General features: G+C 25.2%; 14 protein-coding genes and 1 rRNA gene. 9 read left to right on the plus strand and 6 right to left on the minus strand.

The features are described 5' to 3' along the window. The first annotated feature begins 10 nt into the window (after positions 1-10). The 9 genes from rrf (at position 11) to C7380_RS12940 (ending at position 9,563) form a co-directional block, all read left to right on the plus strand. Positions 11-124, plus strand: a 5S ribosomal RNA gene (rrf, locus tag C7380_RS12900). A gap of 170 nt (positions 125-294) precedes the next feature. Continuing rightward, a complete protein-coding gene (locus C7380_RS12905; protein ID WP_109606585.1) occupies positions 295-2,037 on the plus strand; it encodes a patatin-like phospholipase family protein in 1,743 nt (580 codons plus the stop codon). A 63-nt stretch (positions 2,038-2,100) separates the two neighbouring features. Continuing rightward, entirely contained in the window at positions 2,101-3,108 is a 1,008-nt protein-coding gene (locus tag C7380_RS12910; RefSeq protein ID WP_109606587.1) for a glycosyltransferase family 4 protein, read from the plus strand. A 17-nt stretch (positions 3,109-3,125) separates the two neighbouring features. Further along, a complete protein-coding gene (locus tag C7380_RS12915; protein ID WP_109606588.1) occupies positions 3,126-4,142 on the plus strand; it encodes a lysylphosphatidylglycerol synthase transmembrane domain-containing protein in 1,017 nt (338 codons plus the stop codon). Between the two features lie 6 nt (positions 4,143-4,148). Then, positions 4,149-5,300, plus strand: coding sequence for a glycosyltransferase (locus tag C7380_RS12920; protein ID WP_109606590.1), 1,152 nt, complete (start codon positions 4,149-4,151; stop codon positions 5,298-5,300). Positions 5,301-5,314: 14 nt separating this feature from the next. Then, the gene (locus C7380_RS12925; RefSeq protein ID WP_146192175.1) at positions 5,315-5,728 is read left to right on the plus strand and encodes a Mini-ribonuclease 3; all 414 of its coding nucleotides are present in this window, start codon (positions 5,315-5,317) and stop codon (positions 5,726-5,728) included. Next, positions 5,701-6,420 (plus strand): 23S rRNA (guanosine(2251)-2'-O)-methyltransferase RlmB, encoded by a 720-nt coding sequence (gene rlmB / locus C7380_RS12930; RefSeq protein WP_109606594.1) that lies wholly within the window; start codon positions 5,701-5,703, stop codon positions 6,418-6,420. The genes C7380_RS12925 and rlmB overlap by 28 nt, the downstream gene beginning before the upstream one ends. A gap of 4 nt (positions 6,421-6,424) precedes the next feature. Beyond that, a complete protein-coding gene (gene mutL / locus C7380_RS12935; RefSeq protein ID WP_109606596.1) occupies positions 6,425-8,299 on the plus strand; it encodes a DNA mismatch repair endonuclease MutL in 1,875 nt (624 codons plus the stop codon). 124 nt (positions 8,300-8,423) lie between these two features. Then, on the plus strand, positions 8,424-9,563 hold the full coding sequence (locus C7380_RS12940; protein WP_109606598.1) for an ROK family protein: 1,140 nt from the start codon (positions 8,424-8,426) through the stop codon (positions 9,561-9,563). A gap of 24 nt (positions 9,564-9,587) precedes the next feature. Here the strand turns inward: C7380_RS12940 and C7380_RS12945 are convergent, their stop codons facing one another. The 6 genes from C7380_RS12945 to C7380_RS12970 are packed head-to-tail and all read right to left on the minus strand — an operon-like array spanning position 9,588 to position 15,875. Continuing rightward, positions 9,588-11,027: a hypothetical protein gene (locus C7380_RS12945; RefSeq protein WP_109606600.1), complete on the minus strand. Its 1,440-nt coding sequence runs from the start codon at positions 11,025-11,027 to the stop codon at positions 9,588-9,590. Positions 11,028-11,049: 22 nt separating this feature from the next. Then, complete coding sequence (locus C7380_RS12950; RefSeq protein ID WP_109606602.1) at positions 11,050-12,003, minus strand: dihydrofolate reductase family protein; 954 nt, start codon at positions 12,001-12,003, stop codon at positions 11,050-11,052. A 58-nt stretch (positions 12,004-12,061) separates the two neighbouring features. Next, a complete protein-coding gene (locus C7380_RS12955; RefSeq protein WP_109606604.1) occupies positions 12,062-12,793 on the minus strand; it encodes an SDR family NAD(P)-dependent oxidoreductase in 732 nt (243 codons plus the stop codon). A gap of 12 nt (positions 12,794-12,805) precedes the next feature. Beyond that, the gene (locus C7380_RS12960; RefSeq protein WP_109606606.1) at positions 12,806-13,360 is read right to left on the minus strand and encodes a flavodoxin family protein; all 555 of its coding nucleotides are present in this window, start codon (positions 13,358-13,360) and stop codon (positions 12,806-12,808) included. A gap of 12 nt (positions 13,361-13,372) precedes the next feature. Continuing rightward, positions 13,373-14,335: a methenyltetrahydromethanopterin cyclohydrolase gene (gene mch, locus C7380_RS12965; protein WP_109606608.1), complete on the minus strand. Its 963-nt coding sequence runs from the start codon at positions 14,333-14,335 to the stop codon at positions 13,373-13,375. Next, a complete protein-coding gene (locus tag C7380_RS12970; protein ID WP_109606609.1) occupies positions 14,328-15,875 on the minus strand; it encodes a permease family protein in 1,548 nt (515 codons plus the stop codon). The genes mch and C7380_RS12970 overlap by 8 nt, the downstream gene beginning before the upstream one ends. Between the last annotated feature and the right edge of the window lie 150 nt (positions 15,876-16,025).

Raw genomic sequence — 16,025 nt, forward strand, 5'->3', positions numbered from 1 at the left:
GTGAGTATTTAGGGGTGAGGATAATGAGTTGGGTTCCACCCAGATCCATTCCGAACCTGGCAGTTAAGCCTTCTCATGCTGATGGTAGTACACTTTTTGTGTGCAAGAGTAAGTTTCGCCCCTTCTTTTTTTCTAAGAGAGAACTTCTTTGTTCTCTCTTTTCTTTTATTTATTCTAAAATATGACTAAAATAGTTGTGTATTGTTAGCGATAATTTACAATAAATATTTTTTTTTATAAAGGTTATAGTGTTATAATAAAGTAGTACATACAAAATTGAAAAAGGAGGTATTAATGAAAAAAAATATTATTATATTTATTATTTTATTTAATTTTATTCTTTCATTTTCAAATTCAGATATAAAATTAAATAATAATAATACTTATGGATTGTCTATTGCTGGTGGTGCTGCTTATGTTTTTAAAAGTGTTGGTTTTTTGCAGGCTTTATATGAAAAAGGATTTGTACCAGATGAACTTATAGGTACATCTATGGGGTCTATAGCTTCTTATTATATTGCTGCAGGATATCAACCTAAAGAAATTTATAATCTTTTTAAAGAAATTAATTTTGAGGATTTTTTTGAATTATCTTTTCCAATAAATGGCGGTTTTGTTCATTATGAAAAATTTATTGATTTAGTATATTTAACAACAAAAATTAATAATTTTAATGATTTTGTTTATCCTGTAAAATTTGGTATTGAAAATCTTAGTTATTTTAGAGGTGAATATTGGGATTCTGGAAACTCATTAGAAGCGTTACAAGCTTCTATTTCTTTAGAGGTTTTTTTTGAACCATTTTATAAAAATGATATGTATTATTCAGATATAGGTGTAAGTGATTTATTTATAAGAAATCCTGAAACTTTGTTTAAGACAGATAAATATTTTCTTTTGAGAATTTCTCCAAAATTAAATTATGATTCTAAAAGAAATTTTAAAAATATAATAAATGTAGTATATGGAACTATAGATATAGGTGGATATTATACAAATGCTTTGTATTCTGAAGACAAACTGAATTATGATGATATATTTGAATTAAAAATAAAATCAAATATAGACCCTAAAACTTTTTATAATTCAATAGAGTTATTTGAAGAAGGCTATCAAGAAGGAAAAATATTTGTAAAAAATAATGATATTTTTAAAAAACACAATATAAAAAATAAATTTGAAAACTATAAATCTATAGATTATAAAGAGCTTTACACTTCTTTGAGAACCGAAAATTATTATAGTCCAAGAGATTTTTATTATACATTAAAAATTTCACCAAATATAAACGAGTATTTAGCAAAAATATTTCTATATTTTGAATATTTAAACAGTAGATTTTATTCTGGAATTGAACTTGGATATAACTTCAAATATGTTCCTTATATTGAATTTGAACAATTTTATTTTCCTTTTAAATTTAATAGAATAAAAATGTATTATAATTTTTTTGATTTGTCAAATATTAATTTGAGAACATATTTTTTAGAAAAATTTAAAAATATAATTTATCTTGATTCTGGATTTAATCATATAAGAGATAAAAATTATTTTAATCTATCACTTAATTATGATAATATTTATGAAAATATTCTTACAGAAGAAGGAATATTAGTATCATTAAATAATTATTTTAATGATAAAACATATGATCTTGATTATAAATTAAAAGTTGTAAATGATTTTGATAAAGTAAAAATATATAATATATTTGGATATAGTAAAAATAATAATTTTAAAAAATTGTATGAAAATATAATAAATGAAAATTTTAAAGATAAATTATATTTAAGAAATAATATAAGATATAGATTATTCGATAATATGAATTTTGATTTTAGTCAAGTATTATTTTTAAATAAAATATATTTGAATTTTGAATATAATATATATTATGATGACTTTTTTAAATTTAATAATAGTTATGGATTTAATATAGAATTTCCACTCTCGTTTTTAGGAGTTACTAGTTTTAATATAAAAACAGGAATTAAATATAATAATAAAGAGAAGTTATATATATTATTTAATAATTGATTTTCAAGGAAAAAAATATAGTTTAACAAAAATTAAATATTTGAATTTTTTAGGAGGAAAGATATGATAAGACTAAATATTAGTTCTATATCTGATAAAGTCAAAGGACAAGGAGTGGATTCGGCTTTTAAAGATCAAGCAAGTATGTTAAAAAAATCTAAAATATTAGAAGTAAGCATAAATAGTGAAGAAATAAAAGATATATGTCATATTCATACTTTAGATTTAAAAAATTTTTTTCTCATGAAGAAATATAAGAGAAAGAATAAAAAAGTTGTTGTTTCAGCTCATATGGTTCCAGATTCTATAGAAGATTCTTTAAATATTCCAAAATTATTTAAAAAAATTTTTTATAAATATATGATAAATTTTTATAAAACTGCCGATAAATGTGTTGTTGTTAATTCTTATTATAAAGAAGAATTAATTAAATTAGGAGTAAAAAAAGAAAATGTTCTTTTCATACCAAATATTGCTAATAAAGATTTATTTTATAATATGAAAATCAAAAATCAATTGAGAAAGAAATATAATATTGAAGATAGTAAATTTGTTGTAGTTGGTTCGGGACAAGTTCAAAAAAGAAAGGGTATAGATGATTTTGTTAAAACTGCTGAAGTCAATAATAATATGTTGTTTATATGGGTTGGTGGATTTTCTTTTGGAAAAATAACTTCAGGATATGAAAAATATAAGGCTATATATGATAATCCGCCGAAAAATGTTATATTTACTGGAATAGTTGATAGAAATACTGTAGTAGATTATTTAAATTTATCTGATGTTTTTTTCTTGCCATCATATCAAGAATTATTTCCAATGTCATTATTAGAAGCTTCAAATTGTGATATGCCTTTATTATTAAGAGATATAGAACTTTATAAAGAAATTTTATATGATAAGTATTTAAAAGGAAATAGTTATGAAGAATTTTCAAATATATTAAAAGAATTAAATGAAAATGAAGATTTTTATAATTCAGCATTAAATAAAAGTATAGAATTATCTGAAATATATTCAGAAAAAAATGTTATTAAACAGTGGGAAAATTTATATGAATCTTTGATGTGATTTAGGAGTAATTTAAAATGGCCGAAGTCAAAAAACGTAAAAATTATTTTGGATTTATTTTTGCTTTTTTAATAAGTATTTTAATGTTTTTCTTTATAGGAAAAATGACTGATACAAATATATTAGATGAAATAAAAAAAGTTAAATATTTTGATATTCTTATAGCATTTATAATATATTCTTTAAGCTATTTAGTAGATAGTATAAGATATAAAATAGTAATAAGACCTTTTAAAACTAAAGTTCATTTTATAGATCTTTTTTATAACAATGTAGTAGGATATGTTTTATCTTCTGTAACTCCACTTGCCGCTGGAGGACAGCCTTATCAAATATACCACTTGCATAAACAAGGTCTTACAACAGAAATAGCTACAAATATAACAGTTTCAAGATTTTTAGAAATGATGTTTTTAAATCTTGGAGTTACTATATTTTCTTATAAAGCAGTTGTTTCATCTTTGAAGGGTTCTGCTTTTAGTAATAAATTGATAAATATAGGTCTCATAATATCTGTTTCTATTTCTATATTGTTATTAATATTATTTTTAAAAAGCGAATGGATTGCCAAACTTATTCGTTTTCTTGAAAATAGAAAAGCCAAAAAGATAAATGCAATGGGAAAAAAATTTGAAAATTGGACTAATGATCTAAAAGATTCAATAGGGTTTCTATGGAATGAAAAAATATTTTTTATGATATTAGACATAATATTAGGTTTGATTGTTTTAATGATTCAAGCTTTTGCGTTATATTATATGTTAAGTAGATATGCGATAATTGAACATGTTCCATTTTTTTACTGGAAAGTTTTTGGAGGTATGACTCTTTTGAATATGGTGGTTTATTATATACCTACACCAGGTGCTAGTGGTAGTATAGAAGGCGCTTATCAAATATTATTTTCTTCTATAACTGGTAATTCAAAAGGAGTATTAATTTCTATAATAGGTTGGAGGTTTGCAACTTATTATTTGCAAATAATAATTGGGGGTATATTTTCTTTTTTCTATAACATAAAAAGAGGGAAGTGATATTATATGAATATAGGAATGTTTTCTGATACTTATATTCCGCAAAAAAACGGTGTGGCTACAGCCGTAAAAATATATAAAGAAGAAATGGAAAAAATGGGACATAATGTATACTTATTTGTTCCTCAGTATAAATTCGAACATAAAAGAAATGAAAAAAACGTATTTGAATTTCCTGCAGTTAGATATTTTAAAGAAAAAGAACAAAGAATAGCTTTACCTATATCAAAACATTTATTTAACATAAAAAAACTTGATTTAGATGTTTTACATTCTCATGCGCCTTTTTCTACAGGAATTATGGCAAGAATAATTTCTTCAAACCTTGATATAAAACATGTTGGAACTCATCATACTATGTATGAGTTTTATAGGCATTATGTTCCTTTAATAATAAGACCTTCTTTAGAACAAACACAAAATATGATAAAAAATTGGTGTTTAAAATTAAATAAAGTTATAGCTCCGACAGAAAATATTAAAAATGTTCTTGTTGATTATGGAGTACCATCTGATCATATAAGAGTTATACCTACTGGAATAGATGTAGATAAATTTCAAAGTGATATTAAATGGAATATAAGAGAGAATTTCAATATACAAGAAGATGATAGAGTTTTATTATTTGTTGGAAGAGTTGCAAAAGAAAAAAATATAGATTTTTTAATAAAAATGTTCAAAAAATTAACTTATGAAGAATCTAATTTGAAATTTTTAATCATTGGTGATGGTGTTGAAAGGCAAAATCTTGAAGAAATAGTGGTCGAAAATAAATTACAACAAAAAGTATTTTTTGCTGGAGCACAACCACGTGAAAAAGTTATTGATGCATATAAACAAGCTGATATTTTTACTTTTGCTTCTTATACAGAAACCCAAGGACTTGTAGTTTTAGAGTCTATGGCTGTTGGAACTCCTGTAGTTGCTCTTGGAAAGATGGGCGTGTATGATTTGTTATCTCAACCTGAAACTGGTGGTATAATGATAGATGAGTTAGTAGAAGATGATTTTATACATGAAATATTAAAATTATTAAGAGATAAAAAGTTATATGAAGATTATTCGAAAAAAGGAATAGATTTCGTAAGAAAAAATTATTCCGTAAAAGTTAATGTTGAGAATATAATAAAAGTTTATGAGGAAGTGATCAATTTCTAATGCAGGATTGTGATATGAAAAAATTGTTTTTAGATGTTAAACTTGCCGACAACAGGGAAATACCTATAGATAATTTTGCATATATTGGAGACGCAGTATTTGCTTTAAAATATAAAATAAAACTTTTAAACGATGGAAGAATAAAAATAAATAAAGTTAATGAAAAATCAAAAAAATTTTTGAGTGCTCATGCACATTCTAAATTTGTTCCTTTAGTAGAAGAACTTTTTTCTGAAGAAGAACATGATATATATAAAAGAGCTTATAATTCAAGAGGTGCAAAAAAAAGAGGAAATGATGAGGAATATAGAAAGTCAACGGCTTTAGAAGCTGTAATTGGCTTTCTTTTTCTAAATGAAAGATTTGATAAAATTGATAAAATTTTTGAGGTGATAGATAAATGTATGTTTACGGTAGAAATGTCTTAAAAGAGATTTTAAATACAGATTATCAAGTAAAACAAGTCTATTTTACCAATAGTAAAAAAGTAGATAAAGAAGTAGAAAAACTTATAAAAAAAGTCAAAGAAAAAAATATATCTTTTTCTTTTGTAGATAATAATTTATTAAAAAAGCTTTCTAATTCAGAAAATCATCAAGGAGTTATAACTGATATAGGAAAAGAATTTGATTACAAGTACATGGATGTATTGGATGATATAAAAGATCCCTATATATTAATATTGGATCAAGTTCAAGATCCTCATAATTTTGGTGCTATGGTTAGATCTGCAGCTGCAGCTGGAGTGGATGCAATAATAATTCCATCTGATAATTCATCTGGAGTTACGCCAACAGTAATAAAAGTTTCAGCTGGTCAAATATTTAGAATTCCTATAATTCAAGTAACAAATATATCGAGAACAATAAAAAAATTAAAAGAAAAAAATATTTGGGTTTATGGTGCTGATATGAATGGTACTCAATATCATAAAGTAGATATGACTGGTGGATTTGCATTAGTTATGGGAAATGAAGGTTCTGGAATTAGACAGAAAGTAAAAGAAAATTGTGATGGTATAATTTCTATACAGATGAGTAATGATGTTGAGTCCTTGAATGTATCTGTTAGTGCCGGAATTATAATGTTTGAAGCGAGAAAACAAAGAATTAAGGAATGATTTTATGAAAATAAAAAGATTATCTGATGATATAATTATGAAAATTGCAGCTGGTGAAGTGATAACTGGAACATATGCTGTTGTAAAAGAATTAGTTGAAAATTCCATTGATTCTGATTCAAATGATATAAAAATATCCATCAAGGATGGTGGGAAAACATATATCAAAGTTGAAGATAATGGTTTTGGGATGAATGAAGAGAATATATTAGCAGCTGTTCAGCCACATACTACAAGTAAATTAAATCAATTAAATGATTTATATGCACTCAATACATATGGATTTAGAGGAGAGGCATTATCTTCTATATGTCAAGTTTCAAGAATGACTATAATTTCTAAAGAGGAAGATGAAAAACTTGGAACTAAAATAGATTTTATAGCTGGTAAAAAAGTTAATATTGAAAAAGTTCCAATAAAAAATAATTCTGGTACTATAATTGAAGTATATGATCTGTTTTTTAATGTACCTGCGAGAAGAAAATTTTTAAAATCATCATCAGCTGAAAGTAGAAATGTAACAGAAATAGTTGAAAAATTTATAGCTTCTTCAAATATATCATATTCATATTATAGAAATGATAAAATGATCTATAATGTACAAAAAGATATGAAACTTGAAAATAAATTAAATATAATATATCCTGAATGGAAAAAAGATGGTTTTATAAGTGTTAATAGAGATGATGGATGGATTAAAGTAAAAGGAATGATATCAAATCCTAAGTATACTCGAAATAATAGAACTGGACAAAACTTTTTTGTAAATAATAGATATATAAAATCCGGAGCAATATTTACAGTTTTTGAAGCAGGATATGCACATATGCTTGAAAAAGGAAGGCACCCTTATGGTTTTCTGTTTGTAGAAATATCTCCTGATGAAGTCGATGTTAATGTGCACCCTCAAAAACTTGAAGTTAAATTTTCTGATAATACATCAGTAATGAATATAATAAAAGGAGCTATAAGAGATTCTTTAAATGAACAGACAAAATTTGAAATAAATTTTGTTGAAAAATCTTTTAATGATCAAAATGAGATAAATAATTATTATATTAAAGAAGAAAAATCTCCAAATGAAAAAATTGAAAAATCATACAATAAAGAATATATTTTAAATGAAAATATCCCAAATAAAAAAAATATAGAGTATTTAGAAGAAAATAATGATAATAGTTTTGAATATAAGAAAAAAATAGATAATTATAATAGTAAAATAAATTATGATATAAAAAAAGAAAAACTTTATAATTTTGATAAATTATCAGAAAATAAAAATTATGAAATTAAAAATGAAAATAATATAAACTACAATATAAGAATAATTGGTATATCAAATCAAAGATATATTATTGCTGAAAGCCTTGAGAAACTTTTTTTAATAGATTTTCATGCTGCTCATGAAAGAGTTATATTTGAAAAGCTTAAAGAACAGTTTATAAATGAAGGCAGAATAAATAAAAAAATGATTTTAATACCTGAAATTATCCAATTTGATAATATAACTTATGAAATAATTAAAGAAAATATAGTTTATTTCGATAAAATGGGAATAGGATTAGAAATATTAGAAGAAAATAAAATTAAGATTAATTCTACTCCTGGAAATATGAAAGTTAAAGATATAAATTCTTTAATTTTGGATATGGCTAATTTAATAAGATTAAAAGGTATAGATTCAATTGATAATATTTATGATGATACAATAGCAACAATGTCGTGTAGAGCAGCTGTTAAAACAGGAGATGACTTTTTAGGAGCTGATAAGTTGTTAGAAGATATAAAAAAATATAATCTTTTAACTTGCCCACATGGTAGACCTATAACTATGGAAATAAACTTTAGTAAAATTGATAGTTATTTTAAAAGAACTTAAATAAAATCCTGAGAATATTAACGATAATATCTCAGGATTTTTTTTACAATTTATTTACTAAAACAATTTATATATATGTTACAATAATTTAGTAAATATAATAATTTTTATAAGAGGTGTTGTTATGAAAATAAGGGAAACAAAGGATATTAGGGTTATAAATAGATTAACAATTTTAAACTTAATAAATAAAGAACAAAAAATATCGAGAGCTGAAATAGCTAATAATACAGGCTTAAATAAAGCTACAGTTTCTACTATAGTTAAAGAATTAATTGAACTTGAACTTATAGAAGAAACGGAAATAGGTGATTCAAATGGTGGTAGAAGACCGATTATTTTAATGTTAAAAGAAGATATAGGATATATATTTTCAATAGATATAAATATAACACATATAGAATTTATAATATCAGATATTGGAAATAATATAATTCAAAAAAAATATTTAAATATAATAGATGAAAATTTTTATAATACATATAACTATCTATGTAATTTTTTAGATGAAACTATAAAGAAATTGCCTAAAAAGAAGTATGGAATAATAGGAATAGGAGTATCTGTAAGAGGAGTTGTTGATTTAAATGGAATAATAAGATTAATACCTAAGTTAGGTTGGAGAAATATAAATATAAAAGCATTACTTGAAGAAAAATATAAAATACCTGTTTTTGTTGATAATGATGGTAATTTTTCTGCGATGGCTGAATATGAATATTATAAAAACTTAAAAGATTTGATAGTTATAAATATAGATGAAGTAATAACTTCAGGGATTATATCTAATGGTCAAATAATAAGAGGATTTTTAGGCTTTGCTAATGCAATAGGTCATCATGTTATAAATCATGATGGAGAAAAATGTGTATGTGGCAAAAGAGGTTGTTTAGAAATGTATTGCTCTAACTCTGCAATAATTCAAAAAATTAGATTAAAAAAAGACGTTCAAACTATATCTGATTTTATAAATCTTGTTAAAAAACAGGATAAAGATTCTATTTTAATATTAAATGATTTTTTAGATAATTTATCAATAGGTCTCACGAATCTTATATATATTTTAAATCCTGAATTAATAGTTATAAACTCAATAATTTTTGAAAAATTACCTGAATTAATACCAGATCTTGAAAAAAGAATAGTTCTTCCAATTACAAATTTTCAAGATATAGCTGTTTCAAAAGTTGGAGAAATATCTTCATTAAAAGGAGCTTTAACTTATACAAAAGAACAATTTTATAAAACTATATTAAATTTTTAAAAAAGGCAGATTTAATCTGCCTTTTTATATTTTTTCTTTTTTAAAATTAAAAATAAAAAGTATAAATGCTGTTATTAAATAAGCAATAGTTATTTCAAGATTTGCATTTATTTTTAATGAAGGTGAATGAATTAATCCTATGAAAGCAGCTCCAGCTGATATAAAACAAGTTATTATAGCATTTTTAAATTTAGATTCTGAACAAAAAACTAATATACTTGTCCAAGCTAAAGCTATTAAAGGCGCCCCTTTTGCAAGTATAAATAAAGAATTAGGCATTGCATCACCTGCAATATTTCCAATATATTCTATAATTGGAACCGCAATTGCGATAGACATTAAAGAAAAATATTTTTTATCTTCATTTTGAAATGCTCCAGCTAGAGAAGTCATACCCACAAAGATTAAAATAGGTAATACTGCAGCAGTTGGAATTACAGCTGTTACAATTGCTACGAGACCTGTCGAACATAAAATAAAATAACTAATTCCAACAATTAAACTATAACCTGTTGAAGCTTTAATATCTTTCCATGTACCATGACCCCACCATACAGAAAAACAAAATGGGTTTCCAAAAAGTGCTGAAATTACAGACATGATAGAAACTCCTATAATTGTCTTTTTTCCATCATAAACATCACCAGCAACTTTAGCTTGTTCAACTCCCTGTAGTGCTGTTACAAATTCTGTTACAGTAAAAGCTATAATTATTGGTAGAAATTGTAAAACTACACTAAACCCTTTTAAAATATAGTTTATTTGTATAAAAGGAATATTGAAACTCAAACTTGAGAATGAATCTGTAATATTTTTAATAGTTATATTTTTAGTAGAAAACCCTAAAATAACTCCGACTAAAATAGATATCAATACTGGTGAAAGTTTTGTCTTAATATTTGAAGTATATAGAACTAATAAAACAAAAAAACAAACTAAAGCTATTAAAGGAGTTACAAACATATCTTTTAATGAAGCAAGTATAAGCCAAGTTACTCCACCTCCGGCAAGTGTACCAAATAATGCGGCAGAGGGAATAGAATTAACTATAGCCTTTTCAAAAAAACTTAAAACAATTGTTAATAATGAGCTAATTATATTGGCAGCTAGACCAACACCTAAAGCTAAAGTTGCATCTTTTGTTGAAATATAAGTTGGAAGCATTATAGCAAATAACCAAATAAAAAATCTTCCAGCTGTAATACCCGCTGGTATAGCGACTATTGAGGTATTATTTGTTTTTTTTGATGTTTTATTTCCAAGCCACCATGTAAAAACATGAAGGAGAAGAACTCCAAAACCAAGTCCAGGAAGTATAGTTCCAAAAACAACTTTAGATGAAAGTCCAATACTTCCAATCATAATAGCAACTCCAGCAATGACTTTTGTAAAGCCATCAAAAAAAACTCCAAAAGCTGCATCAATATCACTCTTTACAAATAAAGGCCTTTTTAAAGTACTCATAAATTAGAACCTCCCATTAATATTAATTATAAATTAACCTATGTCTGAAATAAAAAAAGTGATCATTATGAGAATGAATTGATAACATTTTTGTATGTGGATGACATTCAGAAGTAAATTCTTTTCCATATTGACCAATTGTTAAAGCTTTACCACCTATATACAAACAAGAATAATTAAAAAATAATTCATCCATAAGTTTCTCACTTACTAAATAATGCATATAAGAAGGAGTTTCAATTAATAATCTATCTATTCCAAATTTTTTTAATAAATAGAATAATACATGAGAATCTGGAGCATTTTTTCCAGTAATTATAATGATTACTTTATTTTTTGAATTATTCATTTTTTCTATTAAAGTATTATTTATATCTTCTTTTGAATTTAAAGGACCTATAACTATATAGTCATTATTTATATTTTCTTTTATATGATTTAAAGCTTTTGACGAAGAACTTATTATTAAAGGAATTTCACTTTCTTTAAACATTCTATGATCGAATGGAATATCTTTTCCATCTATAGAAGTAATAATATTCCATGGTACTGGATTTAAATTATTTTTAATTCTTGCATTTTCAAGATCTTGATCAAATACATGACATGTATAATCAGATTCTGCTTTCATAGTACCGGCACCAAGTATTACAGCATCACAAACGGATCTTAACATATTTAATATCCACCAATCAGCAAGACCGCCATTTCCAGCATAATTATTTTTTCTTGAAATTAAAGGCCCTTGTGGAGCATCAGAGAAAGCTATTCTACCATCAATAGAAGTTACAAGTGAAGTAAAAGTATATGGCCTATCTTCATGAGCTTTTTCAAAAGTTAAATTGCCATATACTTTATTTATTTTTTCACAATTCATTATTTTTAATGAAAAATCTTTTAAATCATTACTTTCATATATTTTATTTAATTTTATATCCTTTTCTAACATCAACATCTTTTCAAGTTTAGTAGCCATAAAAAACCTCCTATTTTTGGAAATACTGTCATTTATATAAATGACAGTATTTTAATATTTATATTAAACTTCCGCCACAAACACCTATTTTTTCACCTGTAATAAACGAACTTTCTTCACTTATTAAAAATAAAGCAGTATTGGCCATATCTTCAAGAGTTCCCATTCTATTCATAGGATAAATCTTAGCATATTCAGCTCTTAAAGCATCTGGATCTTCTGATTCTTCAAATCTAAATTTGATCATAGGTGTTTCTACTAGACCAGGAAGTAAACAATTAGCTCTTACATTAGGTGCATATTCAGCTGCAATACATTTTGTTAACATAATTACTGCGGCTTTACTTGGACAATAGCCAATTCTTTCTGGTATAGGTCTAACTCCAAGGTCAGAACCAATATTAACAATTGCAGAATTTTTTTGTTTTTTTAATTCTTTAATAGCTGCTTTACACATATGGAAAACACCTTTTACATTTACATCTAATTGTTTTGAAAAATCTTCAACAGAACTAGTTTCAAGACTTCCAATTAAAGTAATACCAGCACAATTAACTAAACCATTAATTTTACCAAATTTTTCTAAGGCTTTATTAACAACATTTTGGGTTTCTTCAAATTTAGTTAAATTAGCTTTTACATAAATGGCATTATCATGTTTAAAATTTAAATTTTCTTCTATGCCACAGCCAACTATTTTTGCTCCTTCTTCTATGAAACGTTTAGCTATTCCTTCACCAATACCAGAGCTTGCTCCTGTAATTATTATTACTTTATCTTTTAAACGCATTAATAACACCTCTTATTCAATATTTAATTTTTGAGCTAATTGTTTTAATTCATCTTTTAAAAATGGCTTTGACTCTATAGAATCTCTATCAGAATTTGAAAGGGTAACTGAGCCTATTAAATTAGAATCTAAATCTTTTAATACATTAGAAAGAACTTGATTACCGGCATCAAATTGAATATCAAAATCTGGAGCGCCTCCAACCATTATAATTGCACCTTTTCTTAAAAAATGATCAGGTTTATCCTTTCTTACATGACTTGCCCAATAAACTTGTAATCTATCGATTATTATTTTTAATGGACCAGTTACTGTATGAAAATACATTGGTGAAGCAAAAACAATATTGTTTGCTTCTTCAATTTTTTTGTAGATCTCTTGCATATCATCTTTTATCGCACAATTTTTTTTATGCCAACAGAATCTACAATCTTTACAAGGAGATACATGAGTGTTATAAGCATCTATTATTTCAAATTCATGATCTAATTGATCAGTTAAAACATCTAACATTTGTTTAGTATGGCCATTTTTTCTTGCTGAACCAAAAAAAATCAAAGTTTTCATAAAAACACCTCATTATTTAAAAAAGTTAAAAGATTTAGAAAGTATTTCAACATTTATTTTTCCAGATTTAAAGATTTTACCTGTTTTCTGATTTATAATAACTACTTTAGCTGGAGAATACATTTCCATAGGAACTTTGTAAAAATCACATCCATTTTCTTCATATATATCCTTAAACATTGCCCCATATGATTTACATTTATCAGAAGTTATTTTATTTATTATTGAACTTATTTCTATATCTTCACAATCAACAGTAAAAGTACACTGTCCACCATAAATTAAACAATCATTTAGTCTACCCATTGCTAATAAATCATCTTTTACTACAGGCGGTATTACACAAAAACCATGCGCTTCAATAATATTTTTTAAATTAAAACCTTCTTCTTTTAGTCTATGTAAAGATTGTTCTATAATTCTTGCAGAAACTTCTACTGAACATGCAATACTTCCACTTGAAGCAACAAGAATATAAACATCTTTTGCTTCAACTCCACTTGCTTCTATTAGATCTATTACTTCATTTTCAGAAGGAATTCTACTCATTTCAGCGGTCAAAATAGCTTTATGATATTTATCAGAGTAATCAGAATATTTTTTAAACCAATCATTATCTTTTCTTGAAATAAGTCTTCCAGGACCAGCTAAAACAGGTGCGAATTTACCAGGTTTTAATTCCCAACCAGAAATATTACAACCTGCCTGCTGTAAAACTACATAATCGGAGTAAACATGTACAGCATTATAATATACATCATCAATTGCTAATGGAAAAGTTTCATAATTTATTTTGTTTAATCCACCATAAAGAATTTCAGTCATTAATTTAGCACATTCCCAACTACCACAAACATTTACACCGCAATCAATAATTGTGGCTTCTTTTATCTTATGAATATTTATTTTATATTTTTCTGGATCTGATAAAAGTTTTTTTACTAATTCGAAAGATCTTTCATTTACGCTAAGCATTTGTTTTTTCCTCCTTTTCCTTTTTTAAAGGACATTTAAATTTTGAGATAATTATTTTAAATGAAAATAATGATATTATTAAATAACTTATAGATATATATAAGCCTTGTTTTGGTAAAAAAGCTATTTTATCATTATGAATTAAACCTATACAAGAACAGAAGCTTAAAATTAATCCAAACAAAAAAGCTTTTTTATGATCTTTATCTATTAAACAAGCAAGCCAACAAGCAATTAATAAACTTGATAAAAATGCTCCACTACCTAGAATATTTAATCCATTCATTGGAAGATTAAAATTTTGAAAATTTTCAACGGGAATAGAATTTATATCAATACCAGTAGAATTTATTGCAGAATTTACTAAGGTTTTAATTAATTCAGCTACTATTGGTAATAAAGAAATTAAAATAACACTAAAATATTTTTTATCTATTTTTTCAAAAGTATCAACAGTGACAGTTAAACCTACAAATATTAAAAGAATCATTACCACTTCATAAGGAATTATATTCATCATTACACCTGAAATACCGGTAAATCCAATTAATAAATAGGTGATTCCTACAACTAAAGAATAACCAGCTCTTGCATCTATAGATTTCCAACCAGGATGACCATAATAAACAGTTGTTGGAAATGGGTTTCCTATTAAACTTCCAATTAATGTGAATAAACCATCCATTAACATAGATCTTTTTTGAGGATAAGAATCACCAGCTAATTTAGCACTTTCAACTCCTTGAAGAGTAGTTAAAAAATTTGCTATTTGAAGAGGTATTATTACTGGTAAATAAGAATTTATTTCTTTTAATCCAATAAAAATATCTTTAATAAAAAAATTTGGTGTATAGAATCCAATATAATTAAAAGAAGTTATTAATTTATCAAAATTCATATAACCGTTTGCCCAACTTATAAAAGTTCCTAAAATAATTGCTAAAATACCAGCAGGAATTTTTATTTTTAAATTGAAATTTCCGAGATAACTCATAATTACTATTAAAAGTGGTAAAACAGCTATTTCTGGTTTATTAAAAACAACAAGGATCCCAGAAATAGATAGCCAAACAAAAGCTCCAGAAGCAAGATTTCCTAATAGAGCACTTTTTGGAATAAAATCAATTAAAAAATTCCCAATAAAAGCACCCAAAATTTCTATTAATCCACCAATAAAACCAGCTGCTAATCCAACTTGAAAAGCAAGATTTGAATCTCCTGTTTTCCAGTAAACTGGTCCCATAATTAAAAAAATCCAGCTTAAAGTAATAGGCCCACCAATTCCAAATGGTTGTGAAGTTACATCATGTCTTTTTTCTTTTTTGGCCAATTCTTTTGCTTCATAAAAATACCAAAAGTTACCTAAAAAGCTTATTAATCCTATTGCTGGAAGCATCTTTCCTATTACAAGTGATACAGGCATTCCAAAAACAAAAAGCATTATACCAACTGCAGTAAAAATTTTAGAAAAACCATCAAAAAATAGTCCGAAACTGGCATCTAAATCACCTTTTCCCCACCATTTATATTTAAAATTCATATAAATCCTCCCTCTATAAAATACGCTTAAGTGAATATTTCATGATAATTCATAGAAATTAAAAAAAACAAAAAAATATAAAAGATAATAAATAATGAAAGAAATTTTATTTATTAAAAAATTAATAAACATAAAATATGGTAGTAGTTA

It is taken from the genome of Oceanotoga teriensis, from assembly GCF_003148465.1.
Lineage (GTDB): Bacteria > Thermotogota > Thermotogae > Petrotogales > Petrotogaceae > Oceanotoga > Oceanotoga teriensis.

What these genes read in the sequence shown, in the direction of transcription:
- C7380_RS12945 (WP_109606600.1), bottom strand. Translation starts at nt 11,027, where the DNA reads ATGAGTACTTTAAAAAGGCCTTTATTTGTAAAGAGTGATATTGATGCA.
- rlmB (WP_109606594.1), top strand. Translation starts at nt 5,701, where the DNA reads ATGTATGTTTACGGTAGAAATGTCTTAAAAGAGATTTTAAATACAGAT.
- C7380_RS12915 (WP_109606588.1), top strand. Translation starts at nt 3,126, where the DNA reads ATGGCCGAAGTCAAAAAACGTAAAAATTATTTTGGATTTATTTTTGCT.
- C7380_RS12925 (WP_146192175.1), top strand. Translation starts at nt 5,315, where the DNA reads ATGAAAAAATTGTTTTTAGATGTTAAACTTGCCGACAACAGGGAAATA.
- mch (WP_109606608.1), bottom strand. Translation starts at nt 14,335, where the DNA reads ATGCTTAGCGTAAATGAAAGATCTTTCGAATTAGTAAAAAAACTTTTA.
- C7380_RS12920 (WP_109606590.1), top strand. Translation starts at nt 4,149, where the DNA reads ATGAATATAGGAATGTTTTCTGATACTTATATTCCGCAAAAAAACGGT.
- C7380_RS12955 (WP_109606604.1), bottom strand. Translation starts at nt 12,793, where the DNA reads ATGCGTTTAAAAGATAAAGTAATAATAATTACAGGAGCAAGCTCTGGT.
- C7380_RS12905 (WP_109606585.1), top strand. Translation starts at nt 295, where the DNA reads ATGAAAAAAAATATTATTATATTTATTATTTTATTTAATTTTATTCTT.
- C7380_RS12950 (WP_109606602.1), bottom strand. Translation starts at nt 12,003, where the DNA reads ATGGCTACTAAACTTGAAAAGATGTTGATGTTAGAAAAGGATATAAAA.
- C7380_RS12970 (WP_109606609.1), bottom strand. Translation starts at nt 15,875, where the DNA reads ATGAATTTTAAATATAAATGGTGGGGAAAAGGTGATTTAGATGCCAGT.
- C7380_RS12960 (WP_109606606.1), bottom strand. Translation starts at nt 13,360, where the DNA reads ATGAAAACTTTGATTTTTTTTGGTTCAGCAAGAAAAAATGGCCATACT.
- C7380_RS12910 (WP_109606587.1), top strand. Translation starts at nt 2,101, where the DNA reads ATGATAAGACTAAATATTAGTTCTATATCTGATAAAGTCAAAGGACAA.
- mutL (WP_109606596.1), top strand. Translation starts at nt 6,425, where the DNA reads ATGAAAATAAAAAGATTATCTGATGATATAATTATGAAAATTGCAGCT.
- C7380_RS12940 (WP_109606598.1), top strand. Translation starts at nt 8,424, where the DNA reads ATGAAAATAAGGGAAACAAAGGATATTAGGGTTATAAATAGATTAACA.